Raw genomic sequence first — 21,243 nt, 5'->3', positions numbered from 1 at the left:
AATCTCGTCCCACTTCCCCAACACGCCAGGCCGGATCGCCTTTTCGGTTCGGTTCGGGACCATCCTCTCGAGAACCCATTACCCAGGAACCGTTTTTGACGGTTCCTGGGTAATCTGTTCGGAGGAAAACCGGTGGGAGAGGAGAAATCCCCTCTCCCACCGCATTCCGATATTACTTGACGTCGACCTTGGCGCCGGCATCCTCAAGCTTCTTCTTGAGGTCAGCGGCTTCAGCCTTGGAGACGGCTTCCTTGACAGCCTTCGGAGCGCCTTCGACGAGGTCCTTGGCTTCCTTGAGGCCGAGGCCGGTGATGGCACGGACTTCCTTGATGACGTTGATCTTGTTCGCGCCGGCATCCGTGAGGATGACGTCGAACTCGGTCTTTTCTTCTTCAGCCGGAGCGGCAGCACCGCCGGCAGCACCGCCAGCGGCAGCAACGGCTACCGGAGCAGCGGCAGAAACGCCCCACTTCTCTTCGAGCAGTTTGGAAAGCTCAGCAGCTTCCAGAACGGTCAGAGCAGAGAGGTCTTCAACGATCTTTGCGAGATCAGCCATTTTACTAGTTCCTTATATTCGGTTCGAACTTGGTTTGGGTATGAACAGCGAAAAACCGCCTTAAGCGGCTTCCTCGTCCTTCTTGGCGTAGGCCGCGAACACGCGGGCAAGCTGGCTTGCCGGTGCCGCGACAACCGTAGCGACGCGGGTGGCCGGAGCATTCAAGAGGCCCAGCAGCTTGCCGCGAAGCTCGTCCAGCGAAGGCAGGGTCGCAAGCGACTTGACCGCATCCGCAGAGAGCGTGGTTGCACCCATGGCGCCGCCCAGGACAACGATCTTGTCGTTGGTCTTGGCGAAATCCATGACGACCTTCGGAGCCGTGACCGGGTCTTCGCTGAATGCGATCAGCGTCTGACCCTTGAAGAGATTTGACATCCCTTCCGACTCCGTACCCTGAAGAGCGATCTTGGCCAGACGGTTCTTCGCGACTTTGACGGTGCCGCCAGCAGCGCGCATCTTCGAACGAAAATCGTTCATCTGCGCAACTGTGACACCAGCATAGTGGGCCACGACAACCGAACCGGAAGCCTTGAAGACTTCGTTCAGCTCCGTGACAAATTCGCGCTTTTCCGCTCTTTCCACTGTCTGTCTCCAGTTGACGGGACCGCAATCCTGCAGGTCCCATCGGGTTGCCTTTGCCTCAAGGGGCCCGTCTCGGGACCCTATGGTCCCTTGATTAGGACCCCAAGCGACGCTTGAGGATCCTGTCCCCTCGCTCTGTCGCCGTAAGGCTCCAGGCACAAGGCACACTAGGCTCGAACCGAATTCGCGAGGCGCATGGCACCTCAAAAATCTCGGGTCTTACCCGTCTCATGCAGGTCAAACGATTAAGGCCGAAGCCACCCGCAATCTCGGACAGGAATTCCGGATTTCTCCGGAAATCCCCGGCCCCGAAGGACCGGGAATTCAGTCATCCGAAGCCCGAAAGCTCCGGAAATTCTTATGATCAGACCGTGACCGTGGCCGGATCGATCTTGACGCCGGGGCCCATGGTCGAGGAGATCGCCACGCGCTTGACGTAGTTGCCCTTGGCGCCAGCCGGCTTGGCCTTGATCACCGCATCGGCGAAAGCCTTGATGTTCTCTTCCAGCGCCTTGGCGTCGAACGACGCTTTGCCGACGCCGGCATGCACGATACCGGCCTTTTCGACGCGGAACTCGACGGCGCCGCCCTTGGAGGCCTTGACGGCTGCGGCGACGTCCATGGTGACCGTGCCGACCTTCGGGTTCGGCATCATGCCACGCGGGCCGAGCACCTTGCCGAGACGACCGACGAGCGGCATCATGTCCGGCGTGGCGATGCAGCGATCGAAGTCGATCTTGCCGCCCTGGACGATTTCGACCAGGTCTTCGGCGCCGACGATGTCCGCACCGGCCGCTTTGGCTTCGTCAGCCTTGGCGCCACGGGCGAAAACGGCGACGCGAACGTCACGGCCGGTGCCGTTCGGCAGATTGACGACGCCGCGGACCATCTGGTCTGCGTGGCGCGGATCGACACCGAGATTCATGGCGATTTCGACCGTCTCGTCGAACTTCGCGGTCGCACGGGCCTTGACCATCGATATGGCGTCGTTGAGCGCGACGAGCTTGGTCGGATCGACGCCTTCGCGGATCTTCTGAATACGCTTTGCAAGCTTTGCCATGTTATGCCACCACTTCCAGGCCCATGGCGCGGGCGGAGCCCTCGATCATGGCCATTGCGCCTTCGATATCCGCGGCATTCAGGTCCTTCATCTTGGCTTCGGCGATCGACTTGATCTGAGCCTTGGTGAGGGTACCGGCCTTGGCGCCCTTGCCCGGAGTCTTGGAACCGGACTGGATCTTCGCTTCCTTCTTGAGGAAGTAGCTGACCGGCGGCTGCTTCATCGCGAAGGTGAAGGACTTGTCCTGGTAATAGGTGATGACGACCGGGATCGGCATACCCTTTTCCATTTCCTGCGTGGCGGCGTTGAACGCCTTGCAGAATTCCATGATGTTGATGCCACGCTGACCAAGCGCCGGGCCGATCGGCGGGGACGGGTTTGCCGATCCTGCCTTGACCTGCAGCTTGAGCTGGCCTGCTACCTTCTTAGCCATTTCTCTCTGCCTTTCGTTATGGGCCGGCTTCCCGGCCCGACATGCCGGATTTCTCCGGCGGCTGCGGTTGCGTGGTTCGGTCGGGGCTCCCGGCTAAAGGCGCCATCCCTCCCACGCGATTTGCGGCAGACGCCGCACGAAGCCAGCCGCACGAGCAGCCGGCCCCATCTCGAAATTCATCAGACCTTTTCGACCTGACCGTATTCCAGCTCGACCGGGGTCGCGCGACCAAAGATCGAGACCTCCACCTTGAGGCGGGAACGCTCCTCGTCGACATCCTGCACGGTGCCGTTGAAAGAAGCGAAAGGACCATCCGAGACGCGGACCTGCTCGCCGATCTCGAACGTGATCGAGGACTTCGGCCGCTCCACGCCTTCCTGGACCTGACCGAGAATGCGCTCGGCCTCGAAGTCCGGGATCGGAACCGGCTTGTTGTCGGAACCGAGGAAACCGGTGACCTTCGGCGTGTTCTTGATGAGGTGATAAGCCTCATCGGTCAGATTCGCCCGGACAAGAACATAGCCCGGGAAGAACTTGCGCTCGGAATCGACCTTGCGGCCACGGCGCACTTCAACGACCTTCTCAGTCGGCACCAGGATCTTCTCGAACAGATGCTCAAGCCCCTTCTGGCGAGCCTTGTTCTCGATATCCTCGGCAACCTTCTTCTCAAAATTAGAATATGCGTGGACGATGTACCAGCGCGCCGCCATCTTCATTCTCCAAGAATCAAACGCTGACGTTCAGTACGAGACGTAACAACCAGCCAATCAACTGGTCCGCAGCGAAGAAAAACAGCGCAGCAAAAATAACCATCACCAGCACCATGGCCGTGGAGATCATTGTCTCGCGCCGAGACGGCCAATGAATTTTAGCCGCTTCAGAGCGCACCTGGCGCAGAAACGTAACGGGATTGGTTTTGGATGCCATCGACTGCCCACGCAATTACGGCGCGTAAAGCTGACCTCGCTCAGCCCCACGCACCGCGTGTCTGTTTTGAACTCTACATAAACACCCCTTCCCCTTTACACAAGAGGGAAAACAGTGTTCGATGAAATTTCGTCCCTTCGTTCGGCACGCCAATTTCAGACAATTCCGCTGCGTTCAATCTCGCGCCAATCATCGGAAATGGCAGGGGCAGAGGGGCTCGAACCCCCGACCTGCGGTTTTGGAGACCGCCGCTCTACCAACTGAGCTATACCCCTTCAACCCCGGCGGAAACGGACAGTCCTTTGCCGCCGGCAAGCTAGGCGCTCCCTTTAAGGGGATGCGCCACGCTTTGCAAGAGCGTTTTTGAATATCCCCGCGTTCTAACTCAGGTTTCTGTTGCCGGAGTCCGAAGGCTTCACAAAGCGCCCGACGGAAAGCGCCGGCTCCGGCCCGCCCGCCAGGATTTCCTTGCCCGGCAGCACGCCCGAAGACTGGGCGTTTCTTTCGGGCAGGGGCGGAAGACGACGCCAGGAAAGACGCGGCGGCCTTTCCACATAGGCGTCCGGCTGGTTGACCATCCCCCCTGCGACGCGGGCGACGATCGCCTCGATGCCAAACCTGCGGCCGTCCTCGTTGTAGAAGTTGCCTTTCACCTGAATGGTGCCGGCCAGCGCCTTGACGAAATCGGCCAGCAACTCATTGTCGATCGGTTCGGGATGGCGCCAGAAGCTGTCCAGCCCGCCTTGATGGGTGAGGCCGGGAATGTCGTAGATCGCCGAACCGAGAGCGATGGTCGGTATGCCGAGGCGCAGGCTCTGGAGGCCGGTGGTGGAATTGACGATAACGACACCCTGGGATCGTTTGAGAATCCTGCTGAGATCCCCCTTCTCGATGAAGACCACCCGGCCGGCAACGCGATGACGCGCCGCCAACCGCGCAACCACCTTGCGCCATCCTTCCAGATCGTTGTCGAGCGGGTGCTGCTTGACGATCAGCCGGCTGCCTTCGGGCGCATGGCGCGAAAAGGACTGCATCACCTGCTCGAGCATCTGCGAAAGATGCCGGTAGGGCGAATTCGCGCGGATCTGATAGTCGCTCTGCAATTGCAGCGCCAGCAGGTAGTTGATCCGGGTCTCGTCCTCCAGGAAGCCTTCCGGAAGATCGTGCCGCGGGCGGAACATGCGCGGCAGCCAGGAGAGATAATCGAAAAGAGGATCGTAATATTTGTCCGAACGATAAAACGGAAACATCGCCCGGCCGAAATAGGCGGCGAGATTATAAACAACCTCGTTCGTCGCCTCCTGCCCGAAGGTGTGGCCGTAATGGGCCTTCAGATCCGGAACGCCCACCTGTTTCGCAATCCTGCGGATGTGATCCGGATCGCTTGGAAAATGGGAAAAGCGTCCCATGCCGTTCCGTTCGAGGGTGATCCAATCCGGCCTCAAATAGCCGAATTCCACAGCATGACATCGGACGCCGAACTTGCGGGCCACGCGTGTCGCCAGCCGGTGATAAGGCAACCGGTCCGCATAATAGAGGATATCCGTGACGCCTTCCCGGCGAATCAGGTCCGCCAGGTAGCGCGGCCAGGCCCGCAAGGTGCCGCGATAGTTGACCGCTCCGCGCCTGCGCCAGTAGAGCTGGTCGCCGAATGAGAAGTTCACGCGCTGCGTTCCGATACCCTGCGCCTCGAACGCTTCGGCCAGCTCTCGCCAGAAAACGGAAGGAGGACCCTGCAGGAAGAGGACTTTGGTCATGCGAAAACCAATGTTGTTTGTGACTCGGTACGCCAGGAACGACTGACAAAAACGGTGTCAATTGCCAGATTTGCCGCTAAACATCGAAAGGTATTTTCATCAAGGCAGTTCCCCCGTCAATGCCGAACCCGAAGCCTTATATCATTCCCACAGGTTGTGCGATATGAAATCACGCACGTTCCTGTTCCTTCAGGGGCCAGCCTCGCCTTTCCTCAGGTCGCTGGCGGAAGCGGTGGAAAAGAAAGGCGCTTCCGTCAAGAAACTCAGCGTCTGCCTCGGAGATCTGGTCTTTTGGTGGCCAAAGGAAAGCGACTTCTTCAAAGATCGCAACGATAAGTGGCCGGTGTATCTCGAATGCTACATTCGCGATCACAATATCACCGACATTGTCATGTTAGGTGATGGCCGGCGCATTCATGCAGCAGCCGCGGACATCGGCATTCGCGAGGGGCTTCGCGTCCATATTCTGGAACACGGCTATCTGAGGCCCGACTGGCTGACCGTCGAACCGGACGGCATGTCCGCTCATTCCCGGTTCCCGCGGGAGCCGCGCGAGATCGAAGCGCTGGCTGCGGGCCGACCGGCGGTCCCGTCCGGCGGCCTTTACCGGTCGAGCTTTCTCACCTATGCGCTTTACGACCTCACCTACCACATTCCGAACGTCGTTCTCGGCTGGCTCGTTCATCCGCACTACCGGACGCATGGCCCGGTCCATCCGCTGGTCGAGTACAGCGGCTGGTTCTGGAAAGGCCTGACGGCGGGCAAGCGCCGACGCGAGGCCGAGAAGGCGATAGCGGCCTCTCTGGCGCCCGATGCGAACGGGAATGCAGAATTCTTCCTGTTTCCGCTTCAATTGCCAGGCGATTACCAGATCCGCCGGCATGCGCCCGGAGGCGATCTCTTCAGGCTCGTCGACGCGGCCGTCGCATCCTTCGCCCGGCATGCCCCGGCCGGAAGCCACCTGCTCTTCAAGGTCCACCCGATCGACAACGGACTGTCGCGCTGGCCAGATCGCATCGGTAAAGCAGCGGGAAAGCATGGGGTTGCCGGACGAGTGTTCGTCGCAGACGGCGGCGATACGGACGCTTTGATCCAAAAGTCCAGCGGCATCGTGACGGTCAATTCGACGGTGGGACTGACGGCGCTCGCCGCGGGAAAGCCGGTCGTTGCGCTGGGATCTGCGATCTACGATGTGCCCGGGCTCACCTTTCAGGACAGCCTCGCCGCCTTCTGGCAGAGACCTGTCGCTCCCGATCCGGACCTCTTCGATGCCTTCATGCGGGCGCTTGCGGCGACCACGCAGGTGCGCGGCGGCTTCATCGGCCGGCAGGCAATTCAGGCCGGTGTCGAGAATGTCGCCGAACGGCTCATGGAAACCGAAGACAGGCTTCCCCTCGCCTTTCGCAAGCCACGGGGCCCCGCATCCTTCCGTTACGAGAGCGAGCTCTTTCCCTAGGATTGACTCAAGGTGAGAAGGCCCGCTCGCTCTGCGGCATTCTCAAAAGCAAAGGGCCCCGCCGTTTCCGGCGAGGCCCTCTTATTCCGATATGGTGTCGATCACTCGACGATGGAAGCGACGATGCCTGCGCCGACGGTGCGGCCGCCTTCGCGGATGGCGAAGCGCAGCTTCTCTTCCATGGCGATCGGCACGATCAGCTCGACATCGACCGTCACGTTGTCGCCCGGCATCACCATTTCCGTGCCTTCCGGCAGCGTCACGATGCCCGTCACGTCCGTCGTGCGGAAGTAGAACTGCGGACGGTAGTTGGTGAAGAACGGCGTATGACGGCCACCCTCTTCCTTCGTCAGGATGTAGGCTTCCGCCTTGAACTTCTTGTGCGGCTTCACCGAACCCGGCTTGCACAGGATCTGCCCGCGCTCGACGCCGTTGCGGTCGACACCGCGCAGCAGCGCGCCGATGTTGTCGCCCGCCTGGCCCTGGTCGAGCAGCTTGCGGAACATCTCGACGCCCGTGCAGGTCGTCTTCGTCGTCGGACGGATGCCGACGATCTCGACTTCCTCGCCCACCTTGATGATGCCGCGCTCGACGCGGCCCGTCACAACCGTGCCGCGGCCCGAGATCGAGAACACGTCTTCGATCGGCATCAGGAACGGCTGGTCGATCGGACGCTCCGGCGTCGGGATATAGGCATCCACCTGCGCCATCAGCTCGCGGATCGCGTCTTCGCCGATCTTCTTGTCCGAATCTTCCAGTGCCGCAAGCGCCGAACCCTTGACGATCGGAATGTCGTCGCCCGGGAAGTCGTAGGACGACAGAAGCTCGCGCACTTCCAGCTCGACAAGCTCCAGAAGCTCAGCGTCGTCGACCTGGTCCACCTTGTTCAGGAACACCACGATCGCCGGTACGCCGACCTGGCGGGCCAGCAGGATGTGCTCGCGCGTCTGCGGCATCGGGCCGTCGGCGGCCGAAACAACCAGGATCGCGCCGTCCATCTGCGCCGCACCGGTGATCATGTTCTTCACATAGTCGGCGTGGCCGGGGCAGTCGACGTGAGCATAGTGGCGGGCCGGCGTCTCATACTCGACATGCGCCGTCGAGATGGTGATGCCGCGCGCCTTCTCTTCCGGCGCCGCGTCGATCTGGTCATAGGCCTTGAACTCGCCGAAATACTTCGTGATCGCCGCCGTCAACGACGTCTTCCCATGGTCAACGTGACCAATCGTGCCGATGTTGACGTGCGGCTTGTTCCGCTCAAACTTGCTCTTTGCCATTGAATGCTTCCTGTGAACATAAGAGGTGAACCCGGCGACCGGGTTTGGTGTCGCCGTTTAAGGCTTTCCACCAGAATGCGCAAGACATAATTACGGCACGCGCCGGGACAAGGGGGAGCCGGGAAACCTGCGTCAGACGGGCGCCGAAAGTCTCATCGCCGGCACCAGCGACCGAGGAAGAGATCGCCTCCTCGCCGGATGCACCCGGACAAGGCATCACCGGAGGTCGCCTCGTGAGAGGCAGCACGGCCAAATGGATGAAAGTCTTGGAGCGGGTAGCGGGAATCGAACCCGCGTATTCAGCTTGGAAGGCTGCTGCTCTACCATTGAGCTATACCCGCGGGGTGGTCCGATCCGGCGACAGAATGGTGGAGGGAGTTGGATTTGAACCAACGTAGGCTGAGCCAACGGATTTACAGTCCGTCCCCTTTAACCACTCGGGCATCCCTCCAGTTTTCCGTCTGGATCTGCTGACCAAGCTCGTCAGACCGAAGAACGTTTCCTCGTCCCGCGATCTGCGCCGCGTATATGACCGCACCGTTCCCGTCTGTCAACACGAGGCTTTTGGAAAAATGACGAAAAAATAAATTGCCCCGCGACCTGCGCCTCCCGGCCGCGGGAGGGCTTTGCCGAACGAGCCGGCACCGCTATAAGGCGCCATGAGCAAGGAAGACCCACAGGACAAATCCGGCCGCGACAGCCATTACGCCTCGCTGCGCCGCGCCGTGCGCGACGCCAAGCGCGAGCGCGGCGAAATTCCGACGCCGCCGCAGAAGCGGCCGAAATCCAACAAGGACTGGAAGCCGCCGCAGCTTCAGCCGGAACAGGTCTTTCTCTATGGCCTGCATACCGTGCGCGCCGCGCTCGACAATCCCGAGCGCAAGCTGATCAAGCTGTCGGTGACGCAGAACGCCTTTGCGCGGCTCGATATCGGCGAGGCGACCGCCCTTCCCTTCCCGGTCGAATTCGTCACGCCGCAGGATATCGATAGAGTGCTCGGCCCCGAGGCGATCCACCAGGGTGCGATGCTGGAGACCCGGCCGCTTCCGGTGCGCCGGCTGGAAGCGCTCAAGGAAAGCCCGCTGCTCCTCGTCCTCGACCAGGTGACCGACCCGCATAATGTCGGGGCGATCATGCGTTCGGCCGTCGCTTTCGGCGCGGGCGCGATCATCACCACCCAGAGACACAGCCCGACGGAATCCGGCGTGCTTGCCAAATCGGCCTCGGGCGCGCTCGAACTCATACCTTATATACAGATCACCAATCTCGCGGATGCGCTCAGCGACCTGCATCGGCTCGGCTTCCAGACGATTGGGCTCGACTCGGAAGGACCGGCGCCGCTCGAAGGCACGTTCGCCGGCGACCGGATCGCGCTGGTGCTAGGCTCCGAAGGCAAGGGCCTGCGGCAGAAGACCCGCGAGACCGTGACGGCGCTGGCAAGGCTCGACATGCCGGGTGCGATCAAATCGCTCAACGTCTCGAATGCAGCCGCCGTGGCGCTTTATGCCACGCGGCAGCATCTGGCGGAGCGAATTTGACATTTGATCCCCACCAAGGATGGGCGCTCATTCAAATGTCGGAGGAAAAGGACCACCAGCGAAGGCGGGATGACCGCTTTCGCTTCAACTGCCGGTCGAAATCCATCTCCGCGCAAGCTTTATATGAAATCCTCCTAATGTTCTTGCTGGGAGATGGGGATGGATCGCGGAACCTGGAGAAAGCCCGTCGTTCTGGAAATGTATGGACGACCCGGCCTCGTGACCGTTTCCGATACGCTGGAGGCGGCCCTGACGCTTCTCGGAGCCTGGCCCGCAAAGCGGAGCGAGGCCCATGTGACAGCGGTGACGACCTGCCGCGACGTCCTGACCGGAAAAGCCATAGCAGGCCTGGCGCGCGCCGACTTCATAGAAGCCGCTCTGGACGCGGGATATCACGTTCAGCCGGAAACCTTTCTGGACGCCCAATGGACGTTGTTTCCCAGCCTCAGCGATGATCTCCAGGAGCATTTCGACCCATCCCATGCCGGCGCTACGCAGCTCGCGCCACCGATAGATGTCCTTGACGGAAGGCAGATATCCGGGCCCGTCATTTCCTGGGATGGGCCGCCTTCCGATGCGCTCCGACCCGAGAGGATCGGGATGCGGGAATTGCTCGTACGCTTGGCGGAGATACTTGGCATGATCCTCTTGGAGACGTGCAGGAACGCGGCCGATCTCCTGAACATCGACATCGACGCCCGGCGAAGACCGAATCGCGGGATCCGCTAGTTTTTAAGACTCCCAAGTGGTGGGCAAACATGTCATTGCAGGTGCTTTGCAAATTGATGTGACCGCCCGCCATGAACTCCATGCTCGCTACATTCGAAAAAGCCGCGCTGCTCGCAGGCAAGGCCATTTTAGATGTCCAGAAAGCGGGGCCGAACACCAGCTACAAGGCCGACCGCTCGCCGGTGACGGAGGCGGACGAGCGGGCCGAGGCGATCATCCTGGCCGAGCTCGCCCAGGCGTGTCCGGATATTCCGGTGGTCGCTGAGGAAGCCGCCGCTATGGGACGTATCCCCGCGATCGAAGGGCGCTCCTTCATCCTTGTCGATCCGCTCGACGGAACCAAGGAGTTCATCAGCGGCTACCCGGATTTCACGGTCAACATCGCCCTGATCGAGAACGGCGCGCCCGTGCTGGGCGTCGTTTACGCCCCTGCCCTCCATGTCGCCTATCTCGGCGGCGGCGGAGAAGCGGTGAAGCTCATCGTCGATGATGACATGGCCGTGTCTACCCGGGAGCCGATCCTGGCCAGGCAGGTCGAGACGCCGCCGGTCGCGGTCGCAAGCCGCTCCCATAGCTCCGGCGAGACCGAAGCCTTCCTCAAGGCGTCGGGGGCCCTGGACATCCGCTGCATCGGCTCGTCCTTGAAATTCTGCCTGCTGGCGGAAGGGGCGGCCGACCTCTATCCCCGTTTCGGACGGACGATGGAATGGGATACGGCGGCGGGCGATGCGGTATTGCGCGCAGCCGGCGGCGCGACGCTCCAGCTTGATGGCGGACCGCTGCGTTACGGCAAGACCGGACAGGCGGGTCTGGTGGATTTCGTCAATCCCGATTTCATCGCCTGGGGCCGGCGCAAGAACCCGGCTTGAGACACCGCCGAGGCCGCGAACCGGAGCCATTCACACCGCGGTCACAGAGACCGCCGATTTTCGCGGGCGGGCGGCGGCCTGCCGAATCGCATAGTTCGGAAGATGCAACGCAACCCGGTGGAATTAATTCTATTCTCTGATGATGCGTTGCAATAAAAACCGGAAGCGAATAGGAAAATTGCAGATGAAAGCAGACGTTCTGCTTAACCGTGACGGGGATTGCTGATGCGTATTGTAATGGTTGGATCGGGTTACGTCGGCCTGGTTTCGGGAGCCTGCTTTGCGGATTTCGGACATGACGTGATCTGCGTGGACAAGGCGGTGGAAAAGATCGAGGCGCTGAAGAAGGGCGTCATCCCGATCTTCGAGCCGGGACTGGACGCGCTGGTCGAATCGAACGTCAAGGCCGGACGTCTTTCCTTCACCACCGATCTCGGCAGCGCGGTTGCCGATGCCGACGTCGTCTTCATCGCCGTCGGCACGCCGTCGCGCCGCGGCGACGGACATGCCGACCTCGGCTACGTCTATGCCGCGGCCCGGGAAATCGCCGCGGCGATCAAGGGCTTCACCGTCGTGGTCACCAAGTCCACCGTCCCGGTCGGCACCGGCGACGAGGTCGAGCGGATCATCCGGGAAACCAACCGGCAAGCGGATTTCGCCGTCGTCTCCAACCCGGAATTCCTGCGCGAGGGTGCGGCGATCGAGGACTTCAAGCGGCCGGACCGGATCGTGGTCGGCCTTTCCGACGAACGCGCCCGCGCCGTCATGACCGAAGTCTACCGGCCGCTCTATCTCAACCAGTCGCCGCTCCTCTTCACCAGCCGCCGCACGTCCGAGCTCATCAAATATGCCGCGAACGGCTTCCTGGCGATGAAGATCACCTTCATCAACGAGATGGCGGATCTCTGCGAACGGGTCGGCGCCGACGTGCAGGACGTCTCGCGCGGCATTGGCCTCGACGGCCGTATCGGCTCGAAATTCCTGCATGCAGGTCCCGGCTACGGCGGCTCCTGCTTCCCGAAGGACACGCTGGCGCTTGCCAAGACCGCGCAGGACCATGACAGCCCGGTTCGCCTGATCGAGACGACCATCGCCGTCAACGACAACCGCAAGCGCGCCATGGGCCGCAAGGTGATCGCCGCCGCCGGCGGCGACGTGCGCGGCAAGAAGATCGCCGTCCTCGGCCTCACCTTCAAGCCGAACACGGACGATATGCGGGACAGCCCGGCAATCGCGGTGGTCCAGACGCTGAAGGATGCGGGCGCGATCGTTTCCGGCTACGATCCGGAGGGCATGGCAAACGCAAGGCAGCTCATGGAGATCGAATTTGCGAGCGGTCCCTATCAGGCGGCCGAAGGCGCCGATGTCGCCGTTCTCGTCACCGAGTGGAACGAGTTCCGCGCGCTCGACCTCGAACGCCTCAAGTCCGTCATGAAGGCGCCGGTCCTCGTCGATCTGCGCAACGTCTACCGCAGGCCCGAAGTCGAGGCCCACGGTTTTACCTATACCGGCGTGGGCAAGGTCTGACGGTAAAAGCAGGGCGCAGGGGCAAAGCTCTGCGCCCACCCACCATTATCAATTCGGAGCTATGGGGAAGGCTGCCTGCTACAGCGTGGAAGTGGTGCCCCCGGCAGGGTTCGAACCCGCGACCCCCTGATTACAAATCAGGTGCTCTACCAACTGAGCTACAAGGGCACTTTCGAGACGGGGAGTTACCAGATTTTCCCTTCCTGTAAAGGGAAAATCGCCATGATGGTTTAAACCGGAACATCGTGTGCCGGGGAAGCCAGATTGCCCGATGGGCCAAGGCGCTTGTCCAGAGGCCGGTTTTTCCTGTACCTAAGGCCGTCCCGCCGGCATGGTCCTGTCACAGGATCGTGTTAGGTCAACCGGTTACAGCGTCCCTAGCGCGCCCAGTCGGGCGGCGGCACCGTCAAAGGCCCGTTCATGTCGTCCCAGCCCAAAAAGCTTTCCTTCATCGCCTCCACAGCGCCGGAAGCGCAGTCCGGACTGGAAGAACTGGTGCGTCTCTACGGCAATGTGCGCACGGAAGAATCCGACGTGATCGTGGCGCTCGGCGGCGACGGCTTCATGCTGCAGACGCTGCGCGAGACGATCAATACCGGGAAAAGCGTCTACGGCATGAATCGCGGTTCGGTCGGCTTCCTGATGAACAACTACCGCACGGAGAAACTCCACGAGCGCATCGAAGCGGCCGTCGAGAACGAATTCCACCCGCTCAAGATGACGACCACCAACGAGGACGGTTCCACATCCATTGCGCTCGCCATCAACGAGGTCTACCTCTTCCGGCAGTCCTATCAGGCGGCCAAGCTGAAGGTGGAGATCGACGGCCACGTGCGGCTGGAGGAGCTCATCTGCGACGGCCTGATGATCGCAACCCCTGCCGGCTCGACCGCCTACAATCTCTCCGCTCACGGCCCGATCCTGCCGCTCGAAGCGCCGCTGCTCGCCATGACGCCGGTTTCGGCCTTCCGGCCACGGCGCTGGCGCGGCGCGCTGCTGCCGAACCATGTCTGCGTCGATCTCGACATCCTCGAACCGGACAAACGCCCGGTCAATGCGGTCGCCGACAATGTCGAGGTCAAATCCGTGCTGCATGTCCGGGTGGCGCAATCGGCCGAGGTGACCGCGCGTATTCTTTCCGATCCGGACCATTCCTGGTCGGACCGGATTCTTGCCGAACAGTTCAACAACTGACCCAACGTCAGCCGGCCCGGCGGCAGATATCTGACCTTGCGTGAAGGCTAGCGCTTGCGGACGAAGGCGCGCAGAAAAGTATTCGTCGCATTCGCCGCCATCCGATCGATCTCGGTATCCGGCGTCTGCCGTCCGAGCTGCTGGTCGTAGCGCAGGTCGGTCGCGAGAAGCGCCATGTACTGGCGGGCGGCGAGCGCCGGATCATCGATGTCGAGATAACCGGCATGGGCGAGCTGGGCAAGGCGCGCGGCGATCGCCGGATATTTCTTGCCTGGCCCGTATTCCTTCCAGGTCTCGAAAAGCTCGGGGAAGCGGGCGCCCTCCGTCTCCACCAGCTTGCGCAGCCAGCGGCCGTTGGGATCGCAGATCGCCTTGCGCAGAAGCTGTGCCGAAAAGGCCGTCAGCTCCCTTTCCAGATCCTGCGGCGCGACGGGAAACGTATCGAGGACGCGGAAGAAACCGGCGCTGGACCGATCGGTGATTTCGGCGACCACGACCTTGAAGAGATTATCCTTATCGCCGAGCTGGTTGTAGACCGTCTGGCGCGAGACCCCTGCCCTTGCCGCGATCGCGTCGATGCTGGCGCCGGCAAACCCCTGCTCGGCAAAAACATCGGCCGCGGCGTTCAATATCGCCTGGCGCTTGTTCTGCGCCGGCGGCCAGGTCTCGTGATCGCGCGTAAGTTCGGCAGACGAATTTTTCATGACATTACCATATCGGCACTTGACGGATTGGACAATCGTGTCCAAAATCTTTTACATGATTGCGTGCGCCCATCCTCCCGATCTCGGCCGGCTCTCATAATCAGCTCCCATAATCGTCCTCCGCCCTGCCGTATCACGGCAGATGTGGTGACGGGAAAGGTTTTTTCCAAATGCAAAGCAGAGCTCCTTCGCATGCCCTGTCGCTCGGGCTGCTCTCCGCTATCGGGCTTTTCGCCCTCGACATGTATCTTCCCGCCCTTCCCACCATCAGCGCCAACCTGAATGCCGACAGCCATGCGGTGCAGGCGAGCCTGATCTCGTTCTTTGCCGCCATGGCGGTTTCGCAGATCGTCTATGGGCCTGTGTCCGACATGTTCGGCCGCAAGCCGCCGCTCTATGCGGGTCTCGGCCTTTATGCGGTCGGCGCAATCGGCTGCGCGCTGTCGCCGTCGATCGAATGGCTGATCGCCTTCCGCTTCCTGCAGGGCATGGGCGCCTGCGCCGGCGTCGTCATCTCCCGCGCCATCGTCCGCGACCTGCATACCGGCCCGGCAGCGGCCCAGCTGATGTCGCGGCTGATGCTGGTCTTCAGCGTCTCGCCTATCCTCGCGCCCCTCGCCGGCAGCATCGTCACCGTCTTCGGCGACTGGCGGCTGATCTTCTGGGTCATGGTCGGAGCCGGCGCCGTCGGTCTCATCGTCGTTCTCTTCTTCCTCGAAGAGACGCGCCTTCCCGCCGCCCGCAGCGAAAGCAGCGTCGGCAGCGCGCTCAGGGCTTACGGCACGTTGCTCAAAGATCCCTATTACCTCGGGCTCGTCTTCATCGCCTCCTTCGGCATGTCGAGCTACATGATCTATGTGGCCAATTCCTCCTTCGTGCTGATCGAGCATTACGGTCTCACGCCGTCCTTCTACAGCGTCGTCTTCTCCTGCAACGCAGTTGCCTTCATCGGCATGTCGCAGATGAACGGCTGGCTGTCCCGCAAGATCGGACTCAGGAAGGTCATCCGCGGCGCGGTCCTCGGTTACGCGGCGATGATGGTCACGCTGGCGCTCGTCACATCGCTCGGGCTTGATCGGCTCGACATCATGGCGGCGTTTCTCTTCGGCGGCTACGGCTTCCTCGGCATGATCATCCCGACGGCGGCGGTTCTGGCGCTCGAGCATCACGGACGAATCGCCGGCACGGCTTCGGCCATGATGGGCACGATCCAGTTCGTGACCTCGGCGGTCGTCGTCGGCGTCGGCGGCCTGTTCGCCGACGGGACCTCGCTGCCCATGGTCACCGTCATCGCCGTCTGCTCGACGATCGTCTTCCTGCTGTCGCTCGTCGTCCTGCGCAGCCGGCGCGGCGCCATGGCAGCCGCGGCGGAATAAACGGTCCTCCAAGCAACAAAAAAGCGGCCGGGCTTCAAAGCCCGGCCGCTTTCATCTGCATCTGCAAAACGCCTTATTCCACGTCGGCGACTTCGACATCCGGCTTGCCGCTGATGCGATGGGCAAGTGCGGCTTCCATGAACTCGTTCAGGTCGCCGTCCAGCACGTCGTCAGGCGCCGTGCTTGCGACGCCGGTGCGCAGGTCCTTCACGAGCTGATAGGGCTGCAGCACGTAGGAGCGGATCTGATGGCCCCAGCCGATATCGGTCTTGGAGGCCGCTTCGGCATTGGCCGCCTCCTCACGCTTCTTCAGCTCCGCTTCGTAAAGACGGGCGCGCAGCATGTCCCAGGCCTTGGCGCGGTTCTTGTGCTGCGAGCGTTCCTGCTGGCACTGCACGACGATGCCCGACGGGATATGCGTGATGCGCACGGCCGAGTCGGTCGTGTTGACGTGCTGGCCGCCCGCACCCGACGAACGATAGGTATCGATGCGGCAGTCGCTCTCGTTGATCTCGATATTGATCGAGTCGTCGACGACCGGATAAACCCAGATCGACGAGAAGGAGGTGTGCCGGCGCGCGTTGCTGTCATAGGGCGAGATGCGGACCAGGCGGTGGACGCCCGATTCGGTCTTCAGCCAACCATAGGCGTTGTGGCCCTTGACGAGGATCGTGGCGGACTTGATGCCGGCCTCTTCGCCGTCATGGACTTCCAGAAGCTCTACCTTGAAGCGCTGGCGCTCGGCCCAGCGGGTGTACATGCGCAGAAGCATGTTCGCCCAGTCCTGGCTTTCGGTGCCGCCGGCGCCGGAATGGACTTCCAGATAGGTGTCGTTGCCGTCAGCCTCGCCGGAGAGCATGGCTTCGACCTGACGGCGGGCAGCTTCGGCCTTCAGCGCCTTCAATGCGTCCTCGGCCTCCTTGACGATCGCCTCGTCGCCCTCTTCCTCACCGAGCTCGATCAGCTCGATATTGTCGGAAAGCTGCTGTTCGAGAGCCTTCACGCCGCTGATGCCGTCTTCGAGCTGCTGGCGTTCGCGCATCAGCTTCTGCGCTTCCTGGGCATCGTTCCAGAGGTTCGGATCCTCTGCCTTGTTGTTCAACCAGTCCAGTCGTCTTACCGCCTGGTCCCAGTCAAAGATGCCTCCTCAGCAGGCTTATGGCCTGCTTGATTTCATCGACTACATTCATCATTTCCGCACGCATGCGCTTGTTCTTCACTCTTATGTTGGGTGTTTAAGGTGCCGTGGACATAGTTGCCCCGGTCCCGGATGTAAAGCCCGAGACCGGCCGGCAATCGTGCAGGGATGGATCAGAAGAGGCCCGGCATGCCGGAAGTCACGGCCTGCTGCGCCTGCGGCGAATTGCTGAAGATCTGGTCCTGCGTCATGTATTCGCCGTCACCGATGACCTGGAAGACGTCGGCCGGGCCGGTACCGGGCTTGAACGCCTCGACGATCGTGTCCGGTTCGCCTTCCATGGCCCCCATGCCGGTCTTGCGGTTGACGGCGATCAACTGCATGCCCTCCGGCACATGGAACTTTTCAGCCGGCATGAGCTTGGCCGCCTCGGTCAGAAACTGGCCGAAGATCGGCGCGGCGAGCCCGCTGCCGGTTCCGGCCCGGCCGAGCGGCGTCGGAGTGTCGTAGCCGACATAGAGGCCGGCGACGAGATTCGGCGTGAAGCCCACGAACCAGGCGTCCTTCTCGTCGTTGGTCGTGCCGGTCTTGCCGGCGACATCGCGGTCCTTGACCGGAATCTTGCCGGCGGCCGTCCCGCGCTGGACGACACCCTGCATCATCGAGGTGATCTGGTAGGCGGTCATCGGGTCGAGGACCTGCTCGCGGTTATCGACGATCGTCGGCTCTTCCTGGTTCGCCCATTCATTGTAGTTGCAGCCGTCGCAGGCACGCTCCTCATGACGGAAGATCGTCTTGCCGTAACGGTCCTGGATGCGGTCGATGACGGTCGGCTTGATCTGCTTGCCGCCATTGGCGATCACGGCATAGGCCGACACCATGCGCATGACAGTCGTCTCGCCGGAACCGAGCGACATGGCAAGCACCGGCAGCATCTTGTCATAGATGCCGAAACGCTCGGCATATTCGGCGACCAATTCCATGCCCATGTCCTGCGCAAGGCGTACGGTCATCTGGTTGCGGGACTTTTCGATGCCCGTTCTCAGCGTCGAGGGACCGGCAGACTCCCCGCCGTAGTTTTCCGGCTTCCAGACCTGGCCGCCCGAAACGATCTCGATCGGGGCGTCGAGAATGACGGACGCCGGCGTATAGCCGTTGTCGAGCGCGGCCGCATAGACGAAGGGTTTGAAGGAGGAGCCCGGCTGACGCATCGCCTGGGTGGCGCGGTTGAATTCAGACTGCGCATAGGAGAAGCCGCCGACCATGGCGAGCACGCGGCCCGTATTCGGGTCCATGGCGACGAGACCGCCCTGAACCTTCGGCGGCTGGCGCAGCCTGTACGTCTTCGCCGCCGCGTCGATCGGCTCGGCATAGACCACGTCGCCCGGCTTCAGCACGCCGTCCGGCGACTTTACCGTCTTGCGGGCGCCGGTGGCGTCACGGAAGGCCCATTTCATGTCGTCGGCGGCGATCGTGCCGGTCTCGCGGGCTGGATCAACCTTGCCGTTCGCATCGGTCGACGGCTGCAAGCCGATCGACACGGATTTCGCCGACACGTCGGTCACGACCGCAAGTTTCCATTCCGGCACGTCACGGAGCGGCGGCAGCTTGGCGAGCTCCGGCCCCCAATCCCCCGCCATGCCGATCTCGGCGACCGGGCCGTGGAAACCGCGCCGCTCGTCATATTCCACGAGACCATTTTGAAGCGTGTGGCGCGCGATCACCTGCAGATCGGGATCGAGCGAGGTGCGCACCGAAAGGCCGCCTTCGTAAAGGGCCTTGTCGCCATAGCGTTCGATGATCTGGCGGCGGACTTCTTCCGAAAAGAAGTCCGAGGCGAAAAGATGCGTGCCGCTGCGGCGCTGTTTCACTCCGAGCGGCTGCTTCTTGGCTTCGTCCGCGTCCGGCTGGGTGATGTAGCCGTTCTCGGCCATGCGGTCGATGACCCAGTTGCGGCGCTCTATAGCCTGCTTTTCCCGACGGAACGGATGATAGTTGGCCGGCCCCTTGGGAAGGGCCGCGAGGTAGGCGGCTTCGGCCGTCGTCAGCTCCGTCACCGCCTTGTCGAAATAGGTGAGCGCCGCGCCGGCTATGCCGTAGGAATTCAGGCCGAAGAAGATCTCGTTCAGGTAGAGTTCGAGGATCTTGTCCTTCGAATAGGTCTGCTCGATGCGGAAGGAGAGGATCGCTTCCTTGACCTTGCGGTCGATCGTCTGGTCCGAGGTCAGGAGGAAGTTCTTCGCCACCTGCTGGGTGATGGTCGAGGCTCCTTCCGGGCGCCGGCCCGAGCCGAAATTCTGGATATTGGAGACGATCGCGCGGGCGAGACCGGTGGGGTCGATGCCCGGGTGGTTGTAGAAATTCTTGTCTTCGGCCGAAAGGAAGGCCGCCTTCACGCGGTCGGGCACGGCCTGGATCGGCAGGAACAGGCGGCGCTCGCGCGCATATTCGGCCATCAGCGCACCGTTGCCGGCATGGACGCGGGTCGCGACCGGCGGCTCGTAAGAGGCGAGCACTTCGTAGTTCGGCAGACCCTTGGTCATCCCGCTGAGGTAAATACCCACACCGGCAGCCACGACCAGAAACAGCACGCAGGCCAATCCAAAGAGATAACCAATCAATCTGACCATATCGGAGCTACCGTTCGGCTTTCATTCGGCGCGTGGAACATACCATCGCATGGTTTGAGGCGTTTTGCACGGTGATTGAAGTAGCGCAAGGCGAAAGCGGATCAATCGTCCGTCATCCACCGCGTCTGATTTCCACCGAGTAACCGCCGGAATGTGAGTAAAATAGGGCTCTGAGTTCCGATTTACGCTCCTTCATGCCGCCTCCTCGACATTCGCAGACACCTGTGGCGGCGCGGCCACGAGGCGCCCCTTATCAGCCGCCGTTCTGCACTGCGCGGTCGCGATAGCGCCTTACGGCGTCGGCGAGACGGTCGGCCACCTTTCCGCGCCAGGCCTCGTCCAGCAGCAGCTTCTCATCCTCCTCGTTGGACAGGAATCCGAGCTCCAGCAGCACCGACGGAATATCCGGCGCGCGGAGCACCTGGAAACCCGCGTAACGGTGCGGATTGTTGATGAGCCCGATCTGGCCTTCGAAGGATTCGACGACATTGGCGGCCAGCGCGGTCGAGAAGGCCTGCGTTTCGCGCCGCGCCAGATCGAGCAGGATATCGGCCACTTCCGGAGGGCCGCTCTTGATGCTGAAGCCGGCGAGTTCGTCGGAGAGGTTTTCACGCGCGGCGAGGTTTTCCGCCATGCGGTCGGAGGCCCTGTCGGAAAGCGTGTAAACGGTCGCGCCGCGGATATCCTTCTGCGCCAGCGTATCGGCATGCAGCGAGATGAAGAGATCCGCATGCCCCTGACGGGCGAGCGTGACGCGTTCGGAAAGCGACAGGAACGTATCGTCGTCGCGGGTCAGGAAAGCCTTTATGCCATCAATCCTGTTCAGCCGATCGGCAAGTATCCTGGCGAAAGCGAGCGTGATGGTCTTTTCCGGCGTCTTCGTTCCCGCCCCGGTGGCGCCGGCGTCGATGCCGCCATGGCCGGCATCGACGGCGACGGTGAAGACATCGTCCCGCTCGACCATCGCCAGCGGATCCCGAGCGGGCGGGGCCGGCATGTCCCAGCTCTGCGTCTTGACGAGATCGGCAAAGGCTTCCTTGGACGTCATTTCCGCGTCCAGCACAAGGCGATAGCTGCCGTCGTCGTTCGGCTGCACCTCGGCCAGAACCAGCTTCACGGGCTTTCTGGCCGTCAGGACGATGCGGGCGCTGGTTTCGTCCATCGTTCCGTAACGTATATCCCTGAAGAGACCGCGGGCGGAAAGGTCTTCGGCCGGGAAACCGAAGGCGGCGGCGGGCAGATCGATGATCACCCGTTCCGGCGCGGCGACGTAGTGCACCGAAAATTCCGGCTTCTGCTCGAAATCGATGACTATCCGGGTGCGCGCATCGTCGCCCGCGACCCGCGCGCCGAAGGCGAGAAGCGGCTGCGCCGCCGCATGCGCGGGAGCGGCGGGAAGCATGGCGGCAAGGCCCGCCAGGAACAGCAGCGCGAAAGCGATTCGCGCCAGAACGCCATTCAGGCCCGTGCCGCAGGCTTCAACCGCGCTT

Annotated in this window: 19 protein-coding genes and 4 tRNA genes; 7 read left to right on the top strand and 16 right to left on the bottom strand. The window is 62.0% G+C overall.

The window, feature by feature from the left end; all coding sequences use genetic code 11:
* Positions 1 to 172: 172 nt before the first annotated feature.
* The 8 genes from rplL to ACMGE0_RS08315 all read right to left on the bottom strand — a co-directional run bounded on the left by rplL (position 173) and on the right by ACMGE0_RS08315 (position 5,315).
* Entirely contained in the window at positions 173 to 556 is a 384-nt protein-coding gene (gene rplL, locus ACMGE0_RS08350) for a 50S ribosomal protein L7/L12 (protein ID WP_436815389.1), read from the bottom strand.
* Positions 557 to 616: 60 nt separating this feature from the next.
* Complete coding sequence (rplJ, locus tag ACMGE0_RS08345) at positions 617 to 1,138, bottom strand: 50S ribosomal protein L10 (protein ID WP_113131338.1); 522 nt, start codon at positions 1,136 to 1,138, stop codon at positions 617 to 619.
* 364 nt (positions 1,139 to 1,502) lie between these two features.
* Positions 1,503 to 2,198, bottom strand: a complete 696-nt coding sequence (gene rplA, locus ACMGE0_RS08340; RefSeq protein ID WP_436815388.1) for a 50S ribosomal protein L1 — start codon at positions 2,196 to 2,198, stop codon at positions 1,503 to 1,505.
* Between the two features lies 1 nt (position 2,199).
* Positions 2,200 to 2,631: a 50S ribosomal protein L11 gene (gene rplK, locus ACMGE0_RS08335; RefSeq protein WP_085423127.1), complete on the bottom strand. Its 432-nt coding sequence runs from the start codon at positions 2,629 to 2,631 to the stop codon at positions 2,200 to 2,202.
* Between the two features lie 179 nt (positions 2,632 to 2,810).
* On the bottom strand, positions 2,811 to 3,341 hold the full coding sequence (nusG, locus tag ACMGE0_RS08330) for a transcription termination/antitermination protein NusG (protein ID WP_085423126.1): 531 nt from the start codon (positions 3,339 to 3,341) through the stop codon (positions 2,811 to 2,813).
* Positions 3,342 to 3,357: 16 nt separating this feature from the next.
* Entirely contained in the window at positions 3,358 to 3,558 is a 201-nt protein-coding gene (gene secE / locus ACMGE0_RS08325) for a preprotein translocase subunit SecE (protein WP_085423125.1), read from the bottom strand.
* Positions 3,559 to 3,757: 199 nt separating this feature from the next.
* Positions 3,758 to 3,833: transfer RNA gene (locus ACMGE0_RS08320), tRNA-Trp, on the bottom strand.
* Positions 3,834 to 3,938: 105 nt separating this feature from the next.
* Positions 3,939 to 5,315 (bottom strand): capsule polysaccharide biogenesis protein, encoded by a 1,377-nt coding sequence (locus ACMGE0_RS08315; RefSeq protein WP_436815387.1) that lies wholly within the window; start codon positions 5,313 to 5,315, stop codon positions 3,939 to 3,941.
* 163 nt (positions 5,316 to 5,478) lie between these two features.
* Here ACMGE0_RS08315 and ACMGE0_RS08310 point away from each other — a divergent pair, with 163 nt between their 5' ends.
* A complete protein-coding gene (locus tag ACMGE0_RS08310; protein ID WP_436815386.1) occupies positions 5,479 to 6,771 on the top strand; it encodes a capsule polysaccharide biogenesis protein in 1,293 nt (430 codons plus the stop codon).
* Positions 6,772 to 6,872: 101 nt separating this feature from the next.
* On the opposite strand, the gene tuf is transcribed toward ACMGE0_RS08310, so the two are convergent.
* The 3 genes from tuf to ACMGE0_RS08295 all read right to left on the bottom strand — a co-directional run bounded on the left by tuf (position 6,873) and on the right by ACMGE0_RS08295 (position 8,499).
* Positions 6,873 to 8,048: an elongation factor Tu gene (gene tuf / locus ACMGE0_RS08305; RefSeq protein ID WP_436815385.1), complete on the bottom strand. Its 1,176-nt coding sequence runs from the start codon at positions 8,046 to 8,048 to the stop codon at positions 6,873 to 6,875.
* Positions 8,049 to 8,315: 267 nt separating this feature from the next.
* Positions 8,316 to 8,389, bottom strand: a tRNA-Gly gene (locus tag ACMGE0_RS08300).
* Between the two features lie 25 nt (positions 8,390 to 8,414).
* A tRNA-Tyr gene (locus tag ACMGE0_RS08295) sits at positions 8,415 to 8,499 on the bottom strand.
* Positions 8,500 to 8,707: 208 nt separating this feature from the next.
* Here ACMGE0_RS08295 and ACMGE0_RS08290 point away from each other — a divergent pair.
* From ACMGE0_RS08290 to ACMGE0_RS08275, 4 genes are all read left to right on the top strand, one after another.
* A complete protein-coding gene (locus tag ACMGE0_RS08290) occupies positions 8,708 to 9,586 on the top strand; it encodes a TrmH family RNA methyltransferase (RefSeq protein WP_436815384.1) in 879 nt (292 codons plus the stop codon).
* Positions 9,587 to 9,745: 159 nt separating this feature from the next.
* Complete coding sequence (locus tag ACMGE0_RS08285) at positions 9,746 to 10,315, top strand: DUF982 domain-containing protein (RefSeq protein WP_436815383.1); 570 nt, start codon at positions 9,746 to 9,748, stop codon at positions 10,313 to 10,315.
* An 80-nt stretch (positions 10,316 to 10,395) separates the two neighbouring features.
* Positions 10,396 to 11,184: a 3'(2'),5'-bisphosphate nucleotidase CysQ gene (gene cysQ, locus ACMGE0_RS08280; protein ID WP_436815514.1), complete on the top strand. Its 789-nt coding sequence runs from the start codon at positions 10,396 to 10,398 to the stop codon at positions 11,182 to 11,184.
* Between the two features lie 225 nt (positions 11,185 to 11,409).
* Positions 11,410 to 12,711 carry a UDP-glucose dehydrogenase family protein gene (locus ACMGE0_RS08275; RefSeq protein WP_436815382.1) on the top strand — a complete coding sequence of 434 codons (1,302 nt, stop codon included), beginning with the start codon at positions 11,410 to 11,412 and terminating at the stop codon, positions 12,709 to 12,711.
* A gap of 92 nt (positions 12,712 to 12,803) precedes the next feature.
* Here ACMGE0_RS08275 and ACMGE0_RS08270 read toward each other — a convergent pair.
* Positions 12,804 to 12,879, bottom strand: a tRNA-Thr gene (locus ACMGE0_RS08270).
* Between the two features lie 252 nt (positions 12,880 to 13,131).
* Here ACMGE0_RS08270 and ACMGE0_RS08265 point away from each other — a divergent pair.
* Positions 13,132 to 13,905: an NAD kinase gene (locus ACMGE0_RS08265; protein WP_436815381.1), complete on the top strand. Its 774-nt coding sequence runs from the start codon at positions 13,132 to 13,134 to the stop codon at positions 13,903 to 13,905.
* A 47-nt stretch (positions 13,906 to 13,952) separates the two neighbouring features.
* Here ACMGE0_RS08265 and ACMGE0_RS08260 read toward each other — a convergent pair whose 3' ends face one another.
* Positions 13,953 to 14,609 carry a TetR/AcrR family transcriptional regulator gene (locus tag ACMGE0_RS08260; protein ID WP_436815380.1) on the bottom strand — a complete coding sequence of 219 codons (657 nt, stop codon included), beginning with the start codon at positions 14,607 to 14,609 and terminating at the stop codon, positions 13,953 to 13,955.
* A 170-nt stretch (positions 14,610 to 14,779) separates the two neighbouring features.
* Here ACMGE0_RS08260 and ACMGE0_RS08255 point away from each other — a divergent pair, with 170 nt between their 5' ends.
* Complete coding sequence (locus ACMGE0_RS08255) at positions 14,780 to 15,985, top strand: multidrug effflux MFS transporter (protein ID WP_436815379.1); 1,206 nt, start codon at positions 14,780 to 14,782, stop codon at positions 15,983 to 15,985.
* A 73-nt stretch (positions 15,986 to 16,058) separates the two neighbouring features.
* Here the strand turns inward: ACMGE0_RS08255 and prfB are convergent.
* The 3 genes from prfB to ACMGE0_RS08240 form a co-directional block, all read right to left on the bottom strand.
* Positions 16,059 to 17,190, bottom strand: a protein-coding gene (prfB, locus tag ACMGE0_RS08250; protein ID WP_436815378.1) for a peptide chain release factor 2 whose coding sequence is annotated in 2 segments (ribosomal slippage) — positions 16,059 to 17,120 and positions 17,122 to 17,190 — 1,131 coding nt in all. Because the reading frame shifts where the segments join, the coding sequence is not laid out codon by codon here.
* A gap of 106 nt (positions 17,191 to 17,296) precedes the next feature.
* Positions 17,297 to 19,753: a penicillin-binding protein 1A gene (locus ACMGE0_RS08245; protein ID WP_436815377.1), complete on the bottom strand. Its 2,457-nt coding sequence runs from the start codon at positions 19,751 to 19,753 to the stop codon at positions 17,297 to 17,299.
* Between the two features lie 253 nt (positions 19,754 to 20,006).
* Positions 20,007 to 21,155: an N-acetylmuramoyl-L-alanine amidase gene (locus ACMGE0_RS08240; protein ID WP_436815513.1), complete on the bottom strand. Its 1,149-nt coding sequence runs from the start codon at positions 21,153 to 21,155 to the stop codon at positions 20,007 to 20,009.
* Positions 21,156 to 21,243: the final 88 nt, after the last annotated feature.

The organism is Neorhizobium descurainiae (assembly GCF_051400715.1).
Taxonomy (GTDB): domain Bacteria; phylum Pseudomonadota; class Alphaproteobacteria; order Rhizobiales; family Rhizobiaceae; genus Neorhizobium.
This window is presented reverse-complemented; position numbering and strand designations above follow the sequence as displayed.

Coding starts and splice junctions, on each gene's coding strand:
- ACMGE0_RS08240 (WP_436815513.1), bottom strand. CDS start 21,155: ATGCTTCCCGCCGCTCCCGCGCATGCGGCGGCGCAGCCGCTTCTCGCC.
- ACMGE0_RS08315 (WP_436815387.1), bottom strand. CDS start 5,315: ATGACCAAAGTCCTCTTCCTGCAGGGTCCTCCTTCCGTTTTCTGGCGA.
- rplL (WP_436815389.1), bottom strand. CDS start 556: ATGGCTGATCTCGCAAAGATCGTTGAAGACCTCTCTGCTCTGACCGTT.
- ACMGE0_RS08310 (WP_436815386.1), top strand. CDS start 5,479: ATGAAATCACGCACGTTCCTGTTCCTTCAGGGGCCAGCCTCGCCTTTC.
- rplK (WP_085423127.1), bottom strand. CDS start 2,631: ATGGCTAAGAAGGTAGCAGGCCAGCTCAAGCTGCAGGTCAAGGCAGGA.
- tuf (WP_436815385.1), bottom strand. CDS start 8,048: ATGGCAAAGAGCAAGTTTGAGCGGAACAAGCCGCACGTCAACATCGGC.
- ACMGE0_RS08265 (WP_436815381.1), top strand. CDS start 13,132: ATGTCGTCCCAGCCCAAAAAGCTTTCCTTCATCGCCTCCACAGCGCCG.
- cysQ (WP_436815514.1), top strand. CDS start 10,396: ATGCTCGCTACATTCGAAAAAGCCGCGCTGCTCGCAGGCAAGGCCATT.
- ACMGE0_RS08260 (WP_436815380.1), bottom strand. CDS start 14,609: ATGAAAAATTCGTCTGCCGAACTTACGCGCGATCACGAGACCTGGCCG.
- ACMGE0_RS08290 (WP_436815384.1), top strand. CDS start 8,708: ATGAGCAAGGAAGACCCACAGGACAAATCCGGCCGCGACAGCCATTAC.
- secE (WP_085423125.1), bottom strand. CDS start 3,558: ATGGCATCCAAAACCAATCCCGTTACGTTTCTGCGCCAGGTGCGCTCT.
- rplA (WP_436815388.1), bottom strand. CDS start 2,198: ATGGCAAAGCTTGCAAAGCGTATTCAGAAGATCCGCGAAGGCGTCGAT.
- ACMGE0_RS08285 (WP_436815383.1), top strand. CDS start 9,746: ATGGATCGCGGAACCTGGAGAAAGCCCGTCGTTCTGGAAATGTATGGA.
- nusG (WP_085423126.1), bottom strand. CDS start 3,341: ATGGCGGCGCGCTGGTACATCGTCCACGCATATTCTAATTTTGAGAAG.
- ACMGE0_RS08255 (WP_436815379.1), top strand. CDS start 14,780: ATGCAAAGCAGAGCTCCTTCGCATGCCCTGTCGCTCGGGCTGCTCTCC.
- ACMGE0_RS08275 (WP_436815382.1), top strand. CDS start 11,410: ATGCGTATTGTAATGGTTGGATCGGGTTACGTCGGCCTGGTTTCGGGA.
- ACMGE0_RS08245 (WP_436815377.1), bottom strand. CDS start 19,753: ATGGTCAGATTGATTGGTTATCTCTTTGGATTGGCCTGCGTGCTGTTT.